Here is an 18,264-nt window from a genome sequence, read left to right as displayed (position 1 = left end):
GTGTTTTAAGTTTCGTCGTTTCTATGGACATAAAAAGCACAAATTTTTTGATGTTTCATGTGAAACATCAACACCTTATTCCATAACTAACTACATATTTTTCGATTTTTCGCATTGATTGGATGCTTGCACGTTTCTGTAGCTTTGCACCAATCCTCTGCTAACGTTGCACATGAAGCTTTGCACCAATGCTTTGCAAACGTAGCGTATGAAGCTTTGCAGTATTGCTTCTGCGAAAAGTGGTTTTGTAGCTTTGCACCAGTGCTTTGCTAACGTCGATTATGTAGCTTTGCAGTAATGCTTTGCTAACGGCGATTATTTATTGATTAGCGAACTTTAGCATTAATGCTCTGCAGACGCTGATTCCTGTTGATTAGCGAACACTATCATTAGTGCTGCTGCACACACCACACAAAGCACGCAAACCACGCACCCACCCGCAGCTTAATTGCGCAACTTTAGTTGCACGAATATTCGTGTGGTGAGATTTGAGATTTTTCGCACTGAGCGAGGCGAACGTCAGAGCCGCAGGCTGCTGATTCGCCAAGCGAAGAAGAAAAATCGAAAAATCTCTGCGATGGGCACGGTTATTAACGATTAAACACGCAGAGTTTGGGGGATTTCTTTACGAGCACTAAAAGAGGACTGATGGAGCAACATTCTTAAAGAAAGACGAACACACTAAACTCTTTTAGCAGCCAGAGCGACTGAAGGACGGGACGTGCGAGGAAAGAAATCCCCCAAAACTCGCGCCACATTAAACATAAACTCGCGCCACATTAAACGAAAACTTGCTTAAACACAAATTTTAATTAAAAAATTAAGCTTTATCTATTAATACTACTGTAGTCGGCTGCAAACCAGATGCAACTGGCGCTTCAAGAATGCGAGGATTTGTTCCCCCAGCTTTTCGAATCATTTTTACAGCTTTTTCTACTTCTGCTTGAGCAGATTTACCTTTTAATGCTATTAATTTCCCATGCTTATTCAGTAGAGGAATAGTCCATCCAGCTAATTTCGTCATAGGAGCTACAGCTCTGCATGTTACTACATCAAACGCTGGAATTTCATGTGACTTAATTTTGTCAATAACTTCATCTGATCTGCCATGAAATATAGTAACATTTTTTAATTTCATAAGAGCAACGCACTCACGCAACCAGTCAACACGACGCTCCATAGGTTCAATCAAAGTAACGTCATAATCAGGTAAGCACGCAGCTAAAACTAGACCAGGAAAACCGCCGCCGCTGCCTACATCTGCAACTCTTTTATTTTTTCTACCAACTATTGCTTCTTTAATAAAAGGAACAACTGCTGCAGAATTTAATATATGCCTTTCCCAAAGAATATTCATATCTCTAGGCCCGATAAGACCTCTTACTAATCCCTCTTGCTGAAGTTTCACGTGAAACAGCTTGCACTTTTCTAATGCTTCACCTAAAACTTCACTTAGCAATGGGGATCCTTCTAATTCGTCCGCTACTTTTTGTGTATCTTCCTCATATTTTTTATCTAAACTAGCTTCCATATTTTCCCCAAAACAAATAAAAGAAATATAATAAACAATAAATAAAAAGTAACACAACAAAACATTTTTTGTTTCATTGTGTTACTTTTTCATTTTATTCCTCTTTTCCTTCGAAAAGAACCAATTAAATAAAAATTAATTATTCTTCAGAATATTCGCCGTCTACATCGTCAATTTCGTCAATATTTTCATCTTCAGAAGCAACTGAAGGCATGTAAACAGTTACATAGCGGTGCGGTTCTTCACCATGTGAACGGGAACGCAAACCTTCGTCACGCACAGTATCATGCACAACTTTGCGTTCAAAAGAATTCATTGGCTTCAAATTCACAGGTTCACCAGTTTCACGCACATCATCAACAGCATCTAAAGCAATATCGCGCAAATGTTGGCGCTTACGCTTTAAGAATCCATCTACATCAACTATAAGATGAGAACGATCACCGGTTTTTTGCTGAACAGCAAGACGGCTTAATTGTTGCAAAGCATCGACAACCTCACCATTGCGACCAATTAAATTCTTAATATCAGTGTCATCATCTGCAACAATCTGAATCATTGGGCGATTATTGCGCACACCCATCTCAATATCACCCTCATAATCAGCAATATCGAGTAAGCCTTCTAAATAATCTGCGGCAATATCAGCTTCTTCATTGAGTTGATCAACCGTCCTCTTCTCATCTTGTACCATTAATTACTCCTTATCGTGAGAAAATTCACGTTTTAAAAATTTCTGAAGTCTAGTTTAGCGGATAATAAAGCCAAGTTACTAACTTATTTTCAAGTCATAAAAATGACTTTATATATCCGCAAAATGTATCTAAATATTAGCGCTTTGCCACCTTACGCTTACGTTGTGGCTGCTTGCGTTGGAATCCCTCAATCTCTCTACGCTCAGCTTCCTCACGAGCTTTTTGAAGATTCTCTTCTTCAATAGAAGGCAAACCTTCGCGCTCACGACGAGCAGTTTCTTTTTGATAGTCACGCTTTTCTTTTTCTTCGGCTGCAGGAGATCCAGGAGTTGGGAATGCGTAAACCTGCCAAATTGAACGCAACATATTTATGATGTTGTTTACTAACCAGTAAACCAACATTGCAAAAGGCATAGCAAATGCAGAGAAAACGTAAATCAACGGGAATCCCCACATCATAAGCTTTTGCACAGTATATTGGCTACCCTGCTTAGACTCAGGCGGAAGATTTTTACGAATATTATTGAATTGCATGTACCACATTGCGGAACACATAAGTACAACAAATACAACTATGACAATTTTACCTGCGCCAGCAGTTGTCATAAAAGTATCTGCAACACCAACCCCAAATACGCGAGTTTTAACGAATTGCTGTGCTGTTGCAATGTCAAAGGCACCAAGAGCCGCATGCTTGCCACGAGCAATAAAAGGAATAACGGAAAGCGTATACCAAATACTCATAAATGCAGGACCCTGAATCATCATAGGCAAGCACGAACCAGCAGGATTAGCTTTGTTATCTTGATAAAGCTTCATCATTTCACGCTGCATAGCTTCTTTACTTGCAGGGTCATTTTTACCTTTATATTTTTGCTGTATTTTCTTAACCTTAGGCGCAATAGCTTGCATTTTGCGCATGCCTTTAATGCTTTTAATAAATGCAGGAAAAATGCACGCATGCACAACTAATACCAAGAATACGATGGAAAAAACCCAAGAGAAGCCAACTTCATTCATTCCAAGAAGAGTTAATAACTTGTGGAATAATGACATAATTTGAGTCATAAGCCACTCAACTGGCGTCAAGATTTTATAAAACCATCCAAAGAATCCATTATCAAGTATGAAGTTATCTTGATTAAACATTAGTTTTCCTTGTCTTCTTCAGCCAAGGGAGTTAGCCGTGGCTCTTCATGTGCCTTAGACCAAGCACATCTGTAAAAAATCGAATATTTGCGGGGTACATCATCAATACTGCAGCTTGTCCAAGGTCTACAGCGTAGAAGGCGTAATAATGCAAGAATACCACCTCTAAACGTGCCATATCTAGCAATTGCTTCAATAGCATAACGCGAACACGTAGGATAGTATCTACAGCAAGCTGGTCTATTTGCAGAAATCGTGCGCTGATACCATCTAATTGCACTAATTACAAACTTAGAGCTTAAACTTTTTTTACTACGCATAACAATAACCACCATCTACTCAAAATAATATATTTCAATTATCCTTGATTCTGATTATTCTCATGCATTTTGCAATTTTGTGTAGAACATAAATCTGCACTAATTTTGCCAAAAAGCTTTTGTATCTGGCATTGTAACGAATCAAATGAAGATTGAGCTGCAGAAGGTTTTGCTCTTAACACTACGTCACAACCTGCAGGTAATAAAGATTCATAATTTTTTGCGATTACTCGTAGACGTCTTTTTACCTTATTGCGAACTACAGCTTTCCCCACTGATTTAGATACAGCAAGACCTAGCCTCTTTACATGTTCAAATTTTTGATCATGTAAGAAGGTATCAGAAAATGCCGCGGGAGTATCACTTTCAAAACCCGTGGCAATATAATCTAAACTTGCACTTCTATCTTCGTTAAGTGTGCTCTGCACGGCTATATCGTCACGCATAATGTAATGCGCGACGATATCCCGGGAACTCACCTTGCGCCGTTTTTTTAGCACCGCAACAAAATCACGGTGGCTTTTCAGCCTTTCCATGCCTTACGACGCTACCTTAACTCAGGCAGACAGTGACTTGCGGCCCTTGGCACGACGACGATTGATTACTGCGCGACCTGCACGCGTACGCATGCGAACGCGGAAGCCGTGCTTCATGTGACGACGACGATTATTCGGCTGAAATGTCCTCTTCATAACTAATGCTCCTGTATTCAGCCATGCAAAAGCATGGCCCCGTATGAGTCAAGCTATACCAAAATACTATTACCCCTCACCAATGCTCAAAACTCCACATTTTATTTTTGAAGAATCAACATAGTCAGATATAAATAAAAATGATTTATTCACATTTCTATTACAATTTATTGTACACGCAGAATCGTTGAAAAATAGCCAAATCTCAGCTTTAAACTTATCCACAAATTACACACATGTTATTCACAATTAAACAATTTCAACACGCTAGACTGTGGATAACTTCGTAGGGTCAGAGTAAACATATCTTACTGATACTTATTACACACGTGCGCGCGTAAACAGAGTCAGCATTATTACATGCGCTAAATGCAAGTTTGGGGGGTGAAATGGCTGATACATTAGGCGATCCTACATCGCAAGCTGCTTTGGTATGGTCTAATACGCTTACTGTTTTACAGCATAATGCCCTTTTAACTGCGCGCGATAAAGGTTGGTTTGAAGGCGTTAAACCAGAAGCAATCTTTGGTACAACCATTGTTTTGTGTGTATCTAATGCTGAAACGCAACAAGCTTTGCAAAATGAATTAAATTCTCCTCTACTTACAGCATTAAAGATTTGCACTGGTAAAGATATGTTTCCTGCTTTTAGGATTGTTCCTCAATCTGAATATCAGGAAAAAGCTGCACAAAGTTCTTCAAATTCTTTATCTAATCAAGCGCAGAACAATACGAATTTAAATAAAGTAGTAACTGATAATACAGTTTTGCCTGTTGATAATATTTCAGTTTCAGCATCTACTGATTTGCCATCGGTTACAGCGAATGATGTATCTCCTGTACAACCAGATTTTGATCATGCAACTGGAATATCTACTCTTAAGCAAACTGATATTTCTAATGAACAAGTTGCACAGCAAAAAATGCCTGTTTCTGTTCAGCGCGATGCAATTACACATTTAAACACGTGCGCAACTTTTGATACTTTTGTGCCTGGAGATTCAAATCGTTTTGCAAGAACTGTAGCTTTAGCAGTTGCAGAGGGTTCAGGAAGAGATTTTAATCCTTTATGTATTTACGGCGGTTCCGGCCTTGGTAAAACTCATTTGCTTAACGCAATTGGCAATTATGCTTTGGTAAAAGATTCTTCACTTAAAGTTCGTTATGTAACAAGTGAGGAATTTACTAATGAATTTATTGAAGCTCTTCAAACGCCAAATCAAAGTCAAGGTCAAATTGCTGATTTTAATAGGCGATATCGCGAAGTAGATGTTCTTCTTATTGACGATATTCAATTCCTTGGTGGAAAAGAAGCAACACTTGAACAATTCTTCCATACTTTTAATTCTTTATACCAAGCAAATAAGCGAATAGTTATAGCTTCAGATGTTGCTCCAAAAAATCTTAAGGGCTTTGAAGCGCGCTTAATTTCCAGATTTGAATCAGGTCTTACGGTTGATATTAAACCGCCAGATTTGGAAACGCGTATTGCAATTCTTAGAATGATGGCATCAATGAATCACTGTAATGTCCCAAGTGACGTACTTGATTTAATTGCTGAACGTTTTACAGAAAATATTCGTGAACTTGAAGGTGCATTGACGCGCGTTACTGCTGTAGCATCTTTAAGCAATCAGCCTGTTAGTAAAGCTTTAGCTGAACAAGCATTACAAGATTTCTTTGCTACAGATATTGAAGTTCGTCCAACTGACATCATTAGTCAGGTAGCTCAATATTTCCACATGACTTTCGATGAACTTGTTGGACGACAGCGCACAAAGAATGTTGCTCTTGCTCGTCAAATTGCAATGTATCTTGCAAGAGAGATGACAAGCATGAGTTTGGTTGATATTGGCGAAGTTTTTGGCGGTAGAGATCATACTACAGTTATGCATGCTTACACTCGTGTAAGTGGCGAGATGCAAGAAAAACAAGAAATTTATAACTACGTTATGGAATTAACTGTTCGCTTAAAGCAAAATCCTGCTGATCGTAGAAAATAATCTTCTTTTCCACATATTTATGAAGAATTGTTTAAAAGTTTAAAAAAAGTTATCCACATACTTAATAACAAATGTGGGTAAAAGCTGAGCATAACTCGTGGAAAACGCCGTCTAAAAATGTTAGTAACTTGTTTATAAGGCATTTAAAAATGTGGAAACTTTAAAAAATAGAAAAAGCTGTGGATAAGTCGGCTACTTGTACACATTGTTATTCTGACGTTATCCACATCTTTTAAATGTTAATAAGTCTTTTTAAAAGCGGTTTTTAATCACTTTTCCACATATACACAGTCTTTATTACTACTTTTATTTATTTCTTATTTAATAAGAAAAATAATAAATACAAATGAACTGTAGATATTTAAAAATCTTTTTGTAGGCAGCATCATACTGTAGAATAAATGCAGACTTTACAGAAAAGAGGAAGCATGAAAGTAGAAGTCAACTCTGCATCATTTGCTGATGCTGTAGCTTGGACTACACGCGTAATTGACGCACGCCCTGCAAACCCTATTCTTGCAGGCTTAAAAATTGAAGCAGCAAATGGCACATTGCAACTTTCTGCATTCAACTATCAAATTTCTAGCTGCCATCATATTGAAGCTGGTGTTGACGAAGAGGGAAGCATACTTATTTTAGGTAAATTAATGGCAGATATTACTAAGTCTCTTCCTGCAGAAAAAACTTATCTAAAATCTGAAAATAATACTTTAACTATTACTTCCGGCAAATCAACATTTACTCTTCAACTTATGCCTCTTGGAGAATATCCTGATTTGCCTAAATTGCCTAATAAATTAGGTCAGGTTGATGCGCCAACATTTATTCAAGCTGTAAATCAAGCATCTGTTTCTACATCTAGAGAAGAAAATAGGCCGGTTCTAACTGGAATTAGGATCCAATTTGAAGATGACACTGTTACTATGACTTCTACCGATAGATTCCGTCTATCTAGATCTACTTTTAAGTGGACACCAGAACATAATGACATTCATTCAACCACTCTCACTCGTGGATCATTGCTAAGAGATATTGCTCATTCTCTTGACGATCATCAAAATGTTATTATTCATTTTAACGAGGAAGATAAGTCACTTTTAGGTTTTGAAAATTCCGGTCGTACAAGTACTTCACAAATAATTGATGGAGAATTCCCTTCTGTAGATCGATTATTTGTAGATGAATATCCTATTCATGCAATTATTAATAAACAATTATTGATAAATGCAATTAAGCGAGTATCTTTAGTCGCCGAAAGAAATGCTCCTATTCGAATGATTTTTTCAAATCAAGAGTTGACTTTGAGTGCTGGTACTGCTGACGAATCGCAAGCAAAAGAAGTACTTGATATCGATATGGATGGAGAAGACATAACTGTTGCCTTTAATCCAAACTACTTACTTGAAGGTTTAGGAGCTATTCCAGAGCCATTCGTTCATATGAAAATGGCAACAGCTGTAAAACCTGTTGAATTTAATGGTCAACAGGAATCAGATGGTGATGAATCAACAGATTATCGCTATTTGCTTGTTCCTATGCGTTTTAATAATTAATATTGTTGCGATATTGCATTGTATTTTAGATTATTTTTTGATGTACAATGTAATATCGCATTTTTCTTTTAAAACTATTAAGAAAGGGTAATTAGGCAATGTATATTTCGCGAATTGCCCTTGATACATTTCGTTCTTGGAATCATATAATTTGTGATTTTAAACCTGGAATAAATGTTATATATGGCAATAATGGTTTAGGAAAAACCAATATTGTAGAAGCATTAGAAGTTACTGGTACTGGAATAAGTCACAGAACATCTTCGACATTGCCTCTTATTAAAAAAGGCTGTGAAAAATCAATAATAAGAATAAATACAATTAATAACGAAATAAATTATAAAAAAGATGAAACAAATACTGATTTAAATGATATTTCATCTTTAGAAAGTAATTTAGATCAAACAACTTATGAAATAGATCTTTACTTAAAAGGTTCTAATAGAGCACATATAAATTCTGGTAAAGCATTATATGTTAAAGACATTATTGGATTGTTGCCAATAGTTTCTTTTACTCCAAGAGACCAATTTCTTATAATTGGTGATCCTAATGTTAGGCGTACTTTTATCGATCAAGCTGGATCTTTGTTAGTACCAAATTATGTGCAAATATTGCAAGAATTTAAGCATATTTCTAAACAGCGTGCTGCACTGCTAAAAAATATTAGAGATTATTCATACAAAAATCAGACAGTTTCATTATCCGGATTAGAAATTTGGACTGGTAAATTTATTGAAAGTGGCATTAACTTAACAAAAGCACGCCAAGAAACTGTGCAAATTATTAATAAATATTTCAAAAATATAATTAAATCTTTTACTAATGAAGAAAATACGGAAATAATATATGTTCCTTCTTTTGAAGAAGTATTATTTGAAAAAAATAGTGATGAAAATATTGAAAATAATAACGAGCTTTTTTCTAAAATAAGTGAGCATTTTCAACGTATTTATGAGGGAGAGCTAGCTAGAGGATGCAACCTTATTGGCCCTCATCGTGATGATATTGACTTTATTATTAATAATATTTCTGCTAAAGATTTTGCTTCGAATGGTGAATCTTGGACAATTGCAATAGCTTCAAAAATGGCATTATGCAAGGCGTTAGAAGAAAAAAATAATAATAAACCTATTGTTATTCTCGATGATGTATTTGCACAACTTGATGAAAATAGGCGCATAAGAATATTAAATTTTGCACTTAATCAAGGTCAAGTTTTTATTACTACTTCTTCTCTTAGTGACATTCCTAATGAAGAATATATTAAAAAAACAAATCTTATAAATATTGGAAAATTATTAGAAAAAAATAATGAAATTAATAATTTTAGTGAAGAGCATAATAATATTTTGCTTGATTTAATAGAACAAAGAAAAAATAAGCAGGAGGAAAAGTAATGATTCCTGTTAATATTCTTTTAAAAATTGATACTCGAAAATTACCTGCAATTATTTTTGATCCTATTAATAAGAAAGCTGAACGCGAAAATAATCGTGAAAAAAATGCAGAACAAGCTTGGGAAAATTTTGGAAAACCTGGTAGAGATCCTAAATTATTCTGCGGTATTTTAAAAAATTTTGCTTCTGAAAGTAATTGGAATAGTCAACTTTCTATAGCAAAATTACGTTCTTCTTGGCATAAAGTAGTAGGGGAAAGCATTGCAAAACATTGTGAAATAAGTCAAGTTGTAAATGGTGTGCTTATTGTTCGTGCTCAATCAACAGTTTGGGCAACTCAACTTTCTTACTTAATTCCACAATTAAAAGAAAAAATTAATAATAACCTTGAAAATATTGAAATAAAAGAAATTAAAGTTATTGGTCCAACAACGAGTGGATTAGGATTTTTAAGAAGTAAATTTTAATAAAATTATTATATTTTTTTAAAAATAGTAAAAATGCCTCTTTCTGAAGAGAGGTCATACTATGTGTGTAGAATGTCATGTATTATGGCTAAAACGCTAGAATCCCCTTTTATGTGCTTTCTAGCATGTGTTGGCTCTATAAATGCCTTTTAATATGAGGCAATTTGTGAAGGGACCTAAAGTGGCAAACACGGAAGATAATTCGATGGATGATGCCGTTGAAGAGCATAAACTCGATGATGCTCAACTCGATGATTCACTTGCTCCTGAACATTATGATGCGAGTGACCTTCGTGTTCTAGAAGGATTAGAGGCAGTTCGTATTAGACCAGGTATGTATATTGGTTCTACTGGTCCTCGTGGATTGCATCATTTGGTTTATGAGATTGTTGATAATTCTGTTGATGAAGCTTTGGCAGGATATGCTTCGCATATTGAAGTAACAATTTTGCCTGATAATGCTATTCGTGTTGTCGACGATGGTCGAGGTATTCCAGTAGATGAAGTGCCAGGCGAAGGTGTTTCTGGTGTTGAAACAGTTATGACTAAACTTCATGCTGGCGGTAAGTTTGGCGGCGGCGGTTATGCTGTTTCTGGTGGTTTACACGGTGTAGGTATTTCTGTTGTTAATGCACTTTCTACTCGTGTAGAAATTGAAGTTCGTCGTCAAGGATTCCACTGGACTCAAACTTATGTTGATCAGCATCCAACTGCTCCTTTGGCAAAAGGTGAGCCAATGGCAGAAGGAGAATCAACTGGAACTTCCGTGACTTTCTGGCCAGACGGAACAATTTTTGAAACAACAGTTTATGATTTTGAAACCTTGCGTTCTCGTTTCCAACAGATGGCTTTCTTAAATAAAGGTTTGAAGATTTCTTTAACTGATTTACGTAAGCCAGATGAAGCTGGAGATGAAGTTGCAGGTGATTCTGAATCTTCTAGTGAAGAAAAGCATAGAAGCGTAAGCTACAGGTATGAGCATGGTATTAAAGACTATGTTGATTACTTGGTTAAATCTAGAAAAGCTGTTCCTGTAGAGCCAGATGTTATTGACTTTGAGGCTGAAGATCTTGAAATTGGTATTTCTGCGGAAATTGCTATGCAATGGACTGTTGCTTATTCTGAAGCAGTTCACACTTTTGCTAATACTATTTCAACTACTGAAGGCGGTACTCACGAAGAAGGATTCCGTGCAGCACTTACTACTTTAGTTAATCGTTATGCTCGCGAAAAGAATATTCTGAAAGAGAAAGATACTAATCTTTCTGGTGATGATGTTCGCGAAGGCTTAACAGCAGTTGTTTCAGTAAAGCTTACAACTCCACAGTTTGAAGGTCAGACTAAAACAAAGCTTGGTAATTCTGAAGCTAAGACTTTTGTGCAAAGAGTTATGACAGAAAAGCTTGGAGATTGGTTTGATGCTCATCCAAATGAAGCAAAAAATATTATTCAAAAAGCCATAGAAGCTTCTCGTGCTCGACTTGCTGCTAAAAAAGCTCGCGAAAATACTCGTCGTAAGTCTATTTTTGAAACTGCTGGAATGCCAGATAAGTTGAAGGATTGCCAGTCAAGTAATCCTGAAGAATGTGAATTATTCATAGTCGAGGGTGATTCTGCAGGTGGCTCAGCAATTCAAGGTCGCGATCCTATTACGCAAGCAATTTTGCCTTTGCGCGGTAAGATTTTGAATACCGAACGCGCTTCAATTGACAGAATGATGAAGTCTGAAACTATTGAATCCTTAATTACTGCTGTTGGTGGCGGTTATGGTGAAGACTTTGATTTAAGCAAGGTTAGATATCACAAAGTTATTATTATGGCTGATGCTGATGTCGACGGTGCTCATATTGCTACTTTGAATTTGACACTATTCTTCCGCTATATGCGTCCTATGATTACTGCAGGATACGTTTATGTTGCTATGCCACCTTTGTACCGTTTGAAGTGGAGCAAGGGGGCACATGACTTTGTTTATACGGATGCTGAGCGAGACAGAGTTTTAGCAGAAGGTAAAGCTGCTGGTCGTCAACTTCCTAAAGGTGAAGGTATTCAGCGATACAAGGGCTTGGGTGAGATGAGTTATCAGGAGTTGTGGGAAACAACAATGGATCCTGAACATCGTATTTTGAAGCAAATTCATATTGAAGATGCTGCTCGAGCTGATGAAACATTCTCCATGCTTATGGGTGATGAAGTAGAGCCTCGTAGACTCTTCATTCAAAGAAATGCTCATGATGCAAGGTTTATTGACGCTTAAAAGTATTAATTTATTCGAAAATATAAAAAGAAAAAACTTTAATTTTTATAAGATTAAGAAGGAATTGAAGTGGTAGACGAAATAAATTCCGCTAGTGATGATGCTGAGCGAGATCAGCTTCCAGATGGTTCAATGGAACCACAGAGCCCTCAGGAAGCAGATAATACTGATTATGGCTTAATGAAGGGTGCTCGCGTAAAGAACATGGATTTGCAGCAGGAAATGCGCGAATCTTATTTAGCTTACGCATTATCTGTTATTGTTGAGCGTGCTTTACCAGATGTTCGTGATGGTTTGAAGCCTGTTCACCGTCGTGTTATTTATGCAATGTATGACGGAGGATACAGACCTGATCGAGGATATAACAAGTGCTCTCGCGTTGTTGGTGATGTTATGGGTAAGTATCACCCTCATGGTGATTCTGCTATCTATGACACTTTAGTGCGTATGGCTCAGTCTTGGTCAATGCGCTATATGCTTGTTGATGGTCAAGGAAACTTTGGTTCTCCTGGTGACGATCCTGCAGCAGCAATGCGTTATACGGAATGTCGTATGGCGCCATTGGCTATGGAAATGGTACGAGATATCGATAAAGATACCGTTGATTTCTTGCCAAATTATGATGGTAAAACTCAAGAGCCTACAGTTTTGCCAGCTCGTTTTCCAAATCTTTTAGTTAATGGTTCTGCTGGTATTGCTGTTGGTATGGCAACCAATATTCCACCTCATAATATGCGTGAAGTGGCTGATGGTGTGCACTGGGCTTTGGAGCATCCTGATGCAAGCAATGAAGAACTTCTTGAAGCTTTAATTCAGCGAATTAAAGGACCTGATTTCCCTACTGGAGCAACGATCTTAGGTCATAAAGGAATTGAGCAAGCGTACCGTACAGGTCGCGGCTTAATTACAATGCGAGCAGTAGTTAATACTGAGGAAATTAAGGGACGTATGTGCTTGGTTGTTACCGAGCTTCCATACCAAGTTAATCCTGATCGCTTAGCTGCTTCTATTCGTGAAGCTGTACGAGATGGAAAAATTCAAGGTATTGCAGATATGCGCGACGAAACGTCTGGCCGTACTGGTCAGCGTTTGGTTCTTGTTCTTAAGCGCGATGCTGTTCCAAAAGTTGTTTTAAATAACTTATATAAGCATTCGCAATTGCAGCAAACTTTCGGCGCAAATATGCTTGCTTTGGTTGATGGCGTTCCTAGAACTTTGAGTTTGGATGCTTTTATTCGTCATTGGGTAAATCATCAGCTTGAAGTAATTGATAGGCGTACACGTTACTTAAAGCGTGAAGCTGAAGAGCGAGATCATATTTTGCAAGGCTATTTGAAAGCTTTGGATATGATCGATGAAGTTGTTGCTTTAATTCGTTCATCTAAAGATGTTGAAACTGCTCGTACTGGTTTAATGAATTTGCTTGATGTTGATGAAGTTCAAGCAGATGCCATTCTTGCAATGCAACTTCGCAGACTTGCAGCTTTGGAACGTCAGAAGATTCTCGACGAGCATGAAGATTTGATGATCAAAATTGCTGATTACAACGATATTTTGGCAAGCCCAGAACGTCAGCGCAAAATTGTTGGCGATGAACTTGATGAAATTGTTGCAAAATATGGTGATGATCGCAGAACTAAGATTCTTCCATTCTCTGGTGAAATGAATGTTGAAGATCTTATTGCTGAAGAAAACGTTGTTGTAACCGTAACTCGTGCAGGCTATATTAAGCGCACTAAGGCAGACGAGTATCGTGCTCAGCATCGCGGTGGTAAAGGTATTAAAGGCGCTAAATTGCGTGAAGATGATGTAGTTGATCACTTCTTCTTAACTTCTACACACAATTGGTTGCTCTTCTTTACTAATCGTGGTCGAGTTTACCGTCTGAAAGCTTACGAACTTCCAGAAGGATCTCGCGATTCTAAAGGTCAGCATGTTGCTAATCTGTTGCAATTTACTCCAGGAGAAACAATTCAAGCAGTATTATCAATTCCAAATTATGATGTTGCTAAATACTTGGTATTGGCAACTCGTTCTGGAAAAGTTAAGAAAACTGCTTTACAAGAGTATGATTCTCCACGTCAAGGCGGTTTGATTGCTGTACGCTTGATGGCAAATGAAGAAACAGGTGAACCTGTTGATGAGCTCATTGGTGCAGCTTTGTGCAATTCAGAAGATGACATTATTCTTGTTTCTAAGCTTGGAATGAGTTTGAAGTTTAGAGCAGATGATGAACAACTTCGACCAATGGGTCGTCAGACTGCCGGTGTTCAGGGTATGAGATTCCGTGAAGGTGACGAATTACTCGATATGGACGTTGTTGCAGCAGAAACTAGTAAAGATCTTCTTGTTGTTACTAATGAAGGTTTTGCTAAGCGAACTGCTATTGAAGAGTATCGTTTGCAAGGAAGAAACGGCTACGGTGTTAAAGCTGTTCAACTTGCAGAGGGTCGCGGTTCTTTGGTTGGTGCCTTGATTGTTGAAGAAACAGATCAAGTAATGGCAATTATGAAGTCCGGTAAGGTAATTCGTTCTGATGTTAATGAAGTGAAGCGCACTGGTAGAACAACTCAAGGTGTGACTTTAGCTAAGCCAGATAAGGGCGATGAAATTATTTCTATTGCTCGTAATGAAGAAACGGATGACGAAGAAAATCAATTAGAAGAAAAAGAAGCTACTTCAGAAAATGAGGAAGCTTAAGAAACTTCTTATACGGAATAATATTAATAATATTATTTCGTAAAAATTTGAGAGTACTAATAAAAACTGTTCTAGTCTGTTTTTATTGGTACTCTCATTGGTATAATGACACTGATTATAAGCAAATTAATAAGAGAAGGAACACTGAGATGAGCGAAAATTTTGAGCCATCGCAAAATCCGATGAATATGAATGAGGAATCTGCAGGATTTTTGTCTAATAACACAGAATTATATGCAGAAAAAATGGTTCCTTCTAATGAAGCTAATCATTCAAGTGAAGAAAATAATTTTGATGAAGTATCTGGTAATTCTTCTTTAGGAAATATTGTTAAAAATTCATCATCATCTGCACGTGTTAGTGGTAGTTCCAATACGTATCGTCGTACAATTGGTGGCGTTGCTTCATCCATTTCCAATAAATCAAACGCAACAAAATCAGGACGTGTTCCGCGTGCTCGTCGTATGAGTCTTTCTTTAGTAAGAGTAGATGCATGGTCCGTAGCAAAAGTAACATTCCTTCTAAGCGTTGCAGGAGGAATTATTCAAGTTATTGCTGCAGGTTTGATATGGTTGTTCTTGAATATGATTGGTGTATTTGATCAAGTAACGCAGATTGTTTCTTCTACAGGCTTGGATAGTAACGGTTTTAATCTTGCAGATGTGTTCTCACTACCAACAGTATTAAGTGCTGTAACTATTTTTTCAATTGTAGAAATAGTCATAATAACCGTATTATCTGCAATAATCGCACTTCTATATAACGTTGTTGGTTCATTAGTTGGAGGAATTCACATTACTTTAGGTGACGACTGATAGTGTGAATAATTTAGTTTTGATTAATAAAATTCCCACTGTTTACTAAGAAGCAGTGGGAATTTTTATAAGAAAAATAAAGAAATTAGCGTTTCACTAGTTCGTCACGAATATCTTGTAACAGTTGAATAGTTTTTTCTTCACGTTCTTTTCTTTTTTCTTCTTCAGTTTTTTCATGTTCAATTTGCAACAAATCTGCACCAATTTCACGTAATTTATTAATAGGTAAAACAATGCAGAAATAAACTGCTGTAGCAACAATAAGGAAATTCAATAATGCTCCAATTACTGCGCCGAAAGAAATTGTTGCACCATTCATACTAATAGTCAGAACGCCATTAAGTTCTGGCTTTCCGCAAATCATTGCAATAAGAGGATTAATAATATAATTAACTATCGTTGTTACTACTGCAGTTACTGCACTACCCATAACAACACCGACAGCCATATCGATTACGCTGCCTCTTAAAATAAATTTTTTAAATCCTTTTATCATTAGTATTTCCTTACTTTTATATTATTGGATATTAGATTTTGAATTAGAATCTAGTACTTGTTCTTAGTAAGTAGATTTGTCATTATTTCTGTTGTCAATATATAAATTATGACGCTGGAATGAGCGCAAAATTGCAACAGAAAGTAGCGGATATATAATTGCTGCAGCTAATACATCCGTAGGGAAATGAGCAGCGACAATAATACGTGAAACAGCAACTATAACAACAAGAATTGCGCTAAAAAGTAATCCAAATTGAACTGACGATGGTTTATTAATGTAAAGAATTAACATTGCCATAACGCAAACTGCTACAGCTGCTGAAGTATGACCACTTGGGAAACTTGGATCAGGTGGTAATTTAATATTCAAACCAATGTACGGACGCGGACGATTTACAGCAAATTTAACTGCAAAAATATAAATCATAGGAAGAAGCGAAATTAAAAGTTGAATTATTGTAATCTTCCAATTTTTATTTATAAATAATGAAAGAGCTGCTAATAAAACAAGTATTGCTATGCAACCTTTAGTTGAAAAAATCAAAGCTAATATTTTTGAAATACTGAGAATTACAGATGGAACGCTTTTATGGAACCAAGCGACTATTGAAGATTCGTAAGTGCGCTCTTTACTCGTAACTAGCAATGCTTTTCCTAAGCACGGAATAACAACTGCAAGTAATAGTGTAAAAATGGTAGCGGAATTTCTAGTGAAAACCGATAATCCGCTGTGATTACTGTTATTTTTCTGCATCATACTTGTTAAGATTACACGCACAATGATGTAAATGCACGTTGGAGAGTACGAAATAATATGTATAAAAAAGAAAATATATTAGAAGAAAAGCGTGTGGGAGTTGAACACCGTACCCGGTGACGAGTACTATGATGAACAGATAGAAAGGGTTTACCATGAGCGTGTTTGACCGATTTGAGAAGAGCGTGGAAGGTGCAATGAACGGCGTCTTCGCAAAATTCGGCTCCAAAGATTTACAGCCAGTCGATTTTTCGAGTGCTTTGGAACGTGAAATTGACGCTGAAGCTATGCCAATTGGCAGAGATCACACAGTTGCTCCAAATGAGTACCGTTTTAAGCTGAGTACTCCTGATTTTGATCATATTGAACAATGGGGCAGTGAAGCATTAGCTAATGAGCTTGCAGATAATCTTACTCAATATGCTAAGAGTCAGCATTATGCTTTCGTAGGACCTGTAGTTGTTATTTTTGAAGAGGATTTGGAATTAACTAAAGGTAATTTCCATTTGACATCCGAATCTGTTCAAGGTAATGCTGTTCCTGTTACCACAGATGATCAGCAACAGAATCATCCTATGCTTGAAATTAATGGTAACCAGTACTTGCTTACAAAGGATCGTACTATTTTAGGACGTGGATCTGGTTGCGATATTGTAATAGATGATCCAGGCATTTCTCGTCATCATCTTGGTATTGATATAACTCCTGACGGTGTTATTGCTCGTGATCTTGGATCTACTAATGGTACATATGTAGAGGGTCATCAAGTTCCTGCAGCAACATTAGTTGATGGTAACACTATTACTATTGGTCGTACGCGTATTCTTTATTGGGCATCGTCTCAAGACCAGGAGTAGTGAGTATTTCCGAGCTAGGAGACGATAACGCGCATGATGTTCACTGAATTAACGTTCGCAATACTTAAGTATGGCTTTCTAGTCTTACTTTGGATTTTTGTATGGTGCGCTATCCGTTCGCTTCGCTGCGATATTGAGGTATTTAGTCCTAAAAAATCTCGTTTTTGGAAGAAAAATTCTCGTCGTAATTCTCGTGAAGCAAAGTTTTCACAAGTTGTGCAAGTACATGAAACGCCAGTATTTACAAAAGCAGAAAATCAAGAAAATACGTACGGTTCTCCAACTTTGTTAGTTGTTATTGACGGACCTTTGGCAGGCTCTTCATTCCCATTGAACGCTGCTGGTGTAACTCTTGGTCGTGCTGCGTCTAATACAGTCGTATTAAACGATGAATTTGTATCTTCGCATCATGCTCGTGTTTATTTTAATCAGTCAGTTAATTCTTGGGTTCTTGAAGATTTAGGCAGCACAAATGGAACCATGATTGGTCATAATCGTGTTACCGAACCTGTTATATTAGCTCCACGTACTTCTGTGCGAATTGGAGCAACAATGTTTGAATTGAGGTAA

17 protein-coding genes are annotated in these 18,264 nt (G+C 37.0%); 9 read left to right on the top strand and 8 right to left on the bottom strand.

The genetic code is table 11. The annotated features are described in order from the left end of the window. Nucleotides 1-820: 820 nt before the first annotated feature. The 6 genes from rsmG to rpmH all read right to left on the bottom strand — a co-directional run bounded on the left by rsmG (nt 821) and on the right by rpmH (nt 4,387). Entirely contained in the window at nt 821-1,531 is a 711-nt protein-coding gene (gene rsmG / locus AC1EKT_RS03025) for a 16S rRNA (guanine(527)-N(7))-methyltransferase RsmG (RefSeq protein WP_481616130.1), read from the bottom strand. Between the two features lie 139 nt (nt 1,532-1,670). Next, entirely contained in the window at nt 1,671-2,225 is a 555-nt protein-coding gene (locus AC1EKT_RS03020) for a Jag family protein (RefSeq protein ID WP_415687574.1), read from the bottom strand. Between the two features lie 136 nt (nt 2,226-2,361). Continuing rightward, nucleotides 2,362-3,375 carry a membrane protein insertase YidC gene (gene yidC, locus AC1EKT_RS03015; RefSeq protein WP_481616131.1) on the bottom strand — a complete coding sequence of 338 codons (1,014 nt, stop codon included), beginning with the start codon at nt 3,373-3,375 and terminating at the stop codon, nt 2,362-2,364. Then, nucleotides 3,375-3,695, bottom strand: a complete 321-nt coding sequence (yidD, locus tag AC1EKT_RS03010; protein WP_004119706.1) for a membrane protein insertion efficiency factor YidD — start codon at nt 3,693-3,695, stop codon at nt 3,375-3,377. The genes yidC and yidD overlap by 1 nt, the downstream gene beginning before the upstream one ends. Before the next feature lie 38 nt (nt 3,696-3,733). Further along, nucleotides 3,734-4,231, bottom strand: coding sequence for a ribonuclease P protein component (rnpA, locus tag AC1EKT_RS03005; protein WP_033888537.1), 498 nt, complete (start codon nt 4,229-4,231; stop codon nt 3,734-3,736). Between the two features lie 21 nt (nt 4,232-4,252). Continuing rightward, nucleotides 4,253-4,387 carry a 50S ribosomal protein L34 gene (gene rpmH / locus AC1EKT_RS03000; RefSeq protein ID WP_004106067.1) on the bottom strand — a complete coding sequence of 45 codons (135 nt, stop codon included), beginning with the start codon at nt 4,385-4,387 and terminating at the stop codon, nt 4,253-4,255. Nucleotides 4,388-4,815: 428 nt separating this feature from the next. On the opposite strand from rpmH, the gene dnaA reads away from it, so the two are divergent. The 7 genes from dnaA to AC1EKT_RS02965 all read left to right on the top strand — a co-directional run bounded on the left by dnaA (nt 4,816) and on the right by AC1EKT_RS02965 (nt 15,582). Further along, the gene (gene dnaA, locus AC1EKT_RS02995) at nt 4,816-6,390 is read left to right on the top strand and encodes a chromosomal replication initiator protein DnaA (RefSeq protein ID WP_415687381.1); all 1,575 of its coding nucleotides are present in this window, start codon (nt 4,816-4,818) and stop codon (nt 6,388-6,390) included. 428 nt (nt 6,391-6,818) lie between these two features. Next, entirely contained in the window at nt 6,819-7,943 is a 1,125-nt protein-coding gene (dnaN, locus tag AC1EKT_RS02990; protein WP_004106071.1) for a DNA polymerase III subunit beta, read from the top strand. A 98-nt stretch (nt 7,944-8,041) separates the two neighbouring features. Beyond that, nucleotides 8,042-9,343, top strand: coding sequence for a DNA replication/repair protein RecF (gene recF, locus AC1EKT_RS02985; RefSeq protein WP_415683155.1), 1,302 nt, complete (start codon nt 8,042-8,044; stop codon nt 9,341-9,343). Then, nucleotides 9,343-9,810 (top strand): DciA family protein, encoded by a 468-nt coding sequence (locus AC1EKT_RS02980; protein WP_421790422.1) that lies wholly within the window; start codon nt 9,343-9,345, stop codon nt 9,808-9,810. The genes recF and AC1EKT_RS02980 overlap by 1 nt, the downstream gene beginning before the upstream one ends. Before the next feature lie 181 nt (nt 9,811-9,991). Continuing rightward, the gene (gyrB, locus tag AC1EKT_RS02975; RefSeq protein WP_391496115.1) at nt 9,992-12,067 is read left to right on the top strand and encodes a DNA topoisomerase (ATP-hydrolyzing) subunit B; all 2,076 of its coding nucleotides are present in this window, start codon (nt 9,992-9,994) and stop codon (nt 12,065-12,067) included. 69 nt (nt 12,068-12,136) lie between these two features. Further along, nucleotides 12,137-14,767, top strand: a complete 2,631-nt coding sequence (gene gyrA / locus AC1EKT_RS02970; protein ID WP_391496114.1) for a DNA gyrase subunit A — start codon at nt 12,137-12,139, stop codon at nt 14,765-14,767. A gap of 245 nt (nt 14,768-15,012) precedes the next feature. Beyond that, nucleotides 15,013-15,582, top strand: coding sequence for a DUF3566 domain-containing protein (locus AC1EKT_RS02965; protein WP_391496432.1), 570 nt, complete (start codon nt 15,013-15,015; stop codon nt 15,580-15,582). An 85-nt stretch (nt 15,583-15,667) separates the two neighbouring features. On the opposite strand, the gene mscL is transcribed toward AC1EKT_RS02965, so the two are convergent. Both mscL and AC1EKT_RS02955 read right to left on the bottom strand, forming a co-directional pair. After that, nucleotides 15,668-16,078, bottom strand: a complete 411-nt coding sequence (mscL, locus tag AC1EKT_RS02960; protein WP_004106097.1) for a large conductance mechanosensitive channel protein MscL — start codon at nt 16,076-16,078, stop codon at nt 15,668-15,670. A gap of 63 nt (nt 16,079-16,141) precedes the next feature. Beyond that, on the bottom strand, nt 16,142-16,837 hold the full coding sequence (locus tag AC1EKT_RS02955; RefSeq protein WP_391496113.1) for a phosphatase PAP2 family protein: 696 nt from the start codon (nt 16,835-16,837) through the stop codon (nt 16,142-16,144). Between the two features lie 155 nt (nt 16,838-16,992). On the opposite strand from AC1EKT_RS02955, the gene AC1EKT_RS02950 reads away from it, so the two are divergent. Continuing rightward, nucleotides 16,993-17,694 carry an FhaA domain-containing protein gene (locus AC1EKT_RS02950; RefSeq protein ID WP_004119721.1) on the top strand — a complete coding sequence of 234 codons (702 nt, stop codon included), beginning with the start codon at nt 16,993-16,995 and terminating at the stop codon, nt 17,692-17,694. Nucleotides 17,695-17,727: 33 nt separating this feature from the next. Next, on the top strand, nt 17,728-18,264 hold the full coding sequence (locus tag AC1EKT_RS02945) for an FHA domain-containing protein FhaB/FipA (RefSeq protein WP_116442549.1): 537 nt from the start codon (nt 17,728-17,730) through the stop codon (nt 18,262-18,264).

Source organism: Bifidobacterium sp. C0047B3 (genome assembly GCF_056590535.1).
Note: the sequence above shows the minus strand (reverse complement) of the source record. Positions and strands in the feature narration are given on the sequence as shown.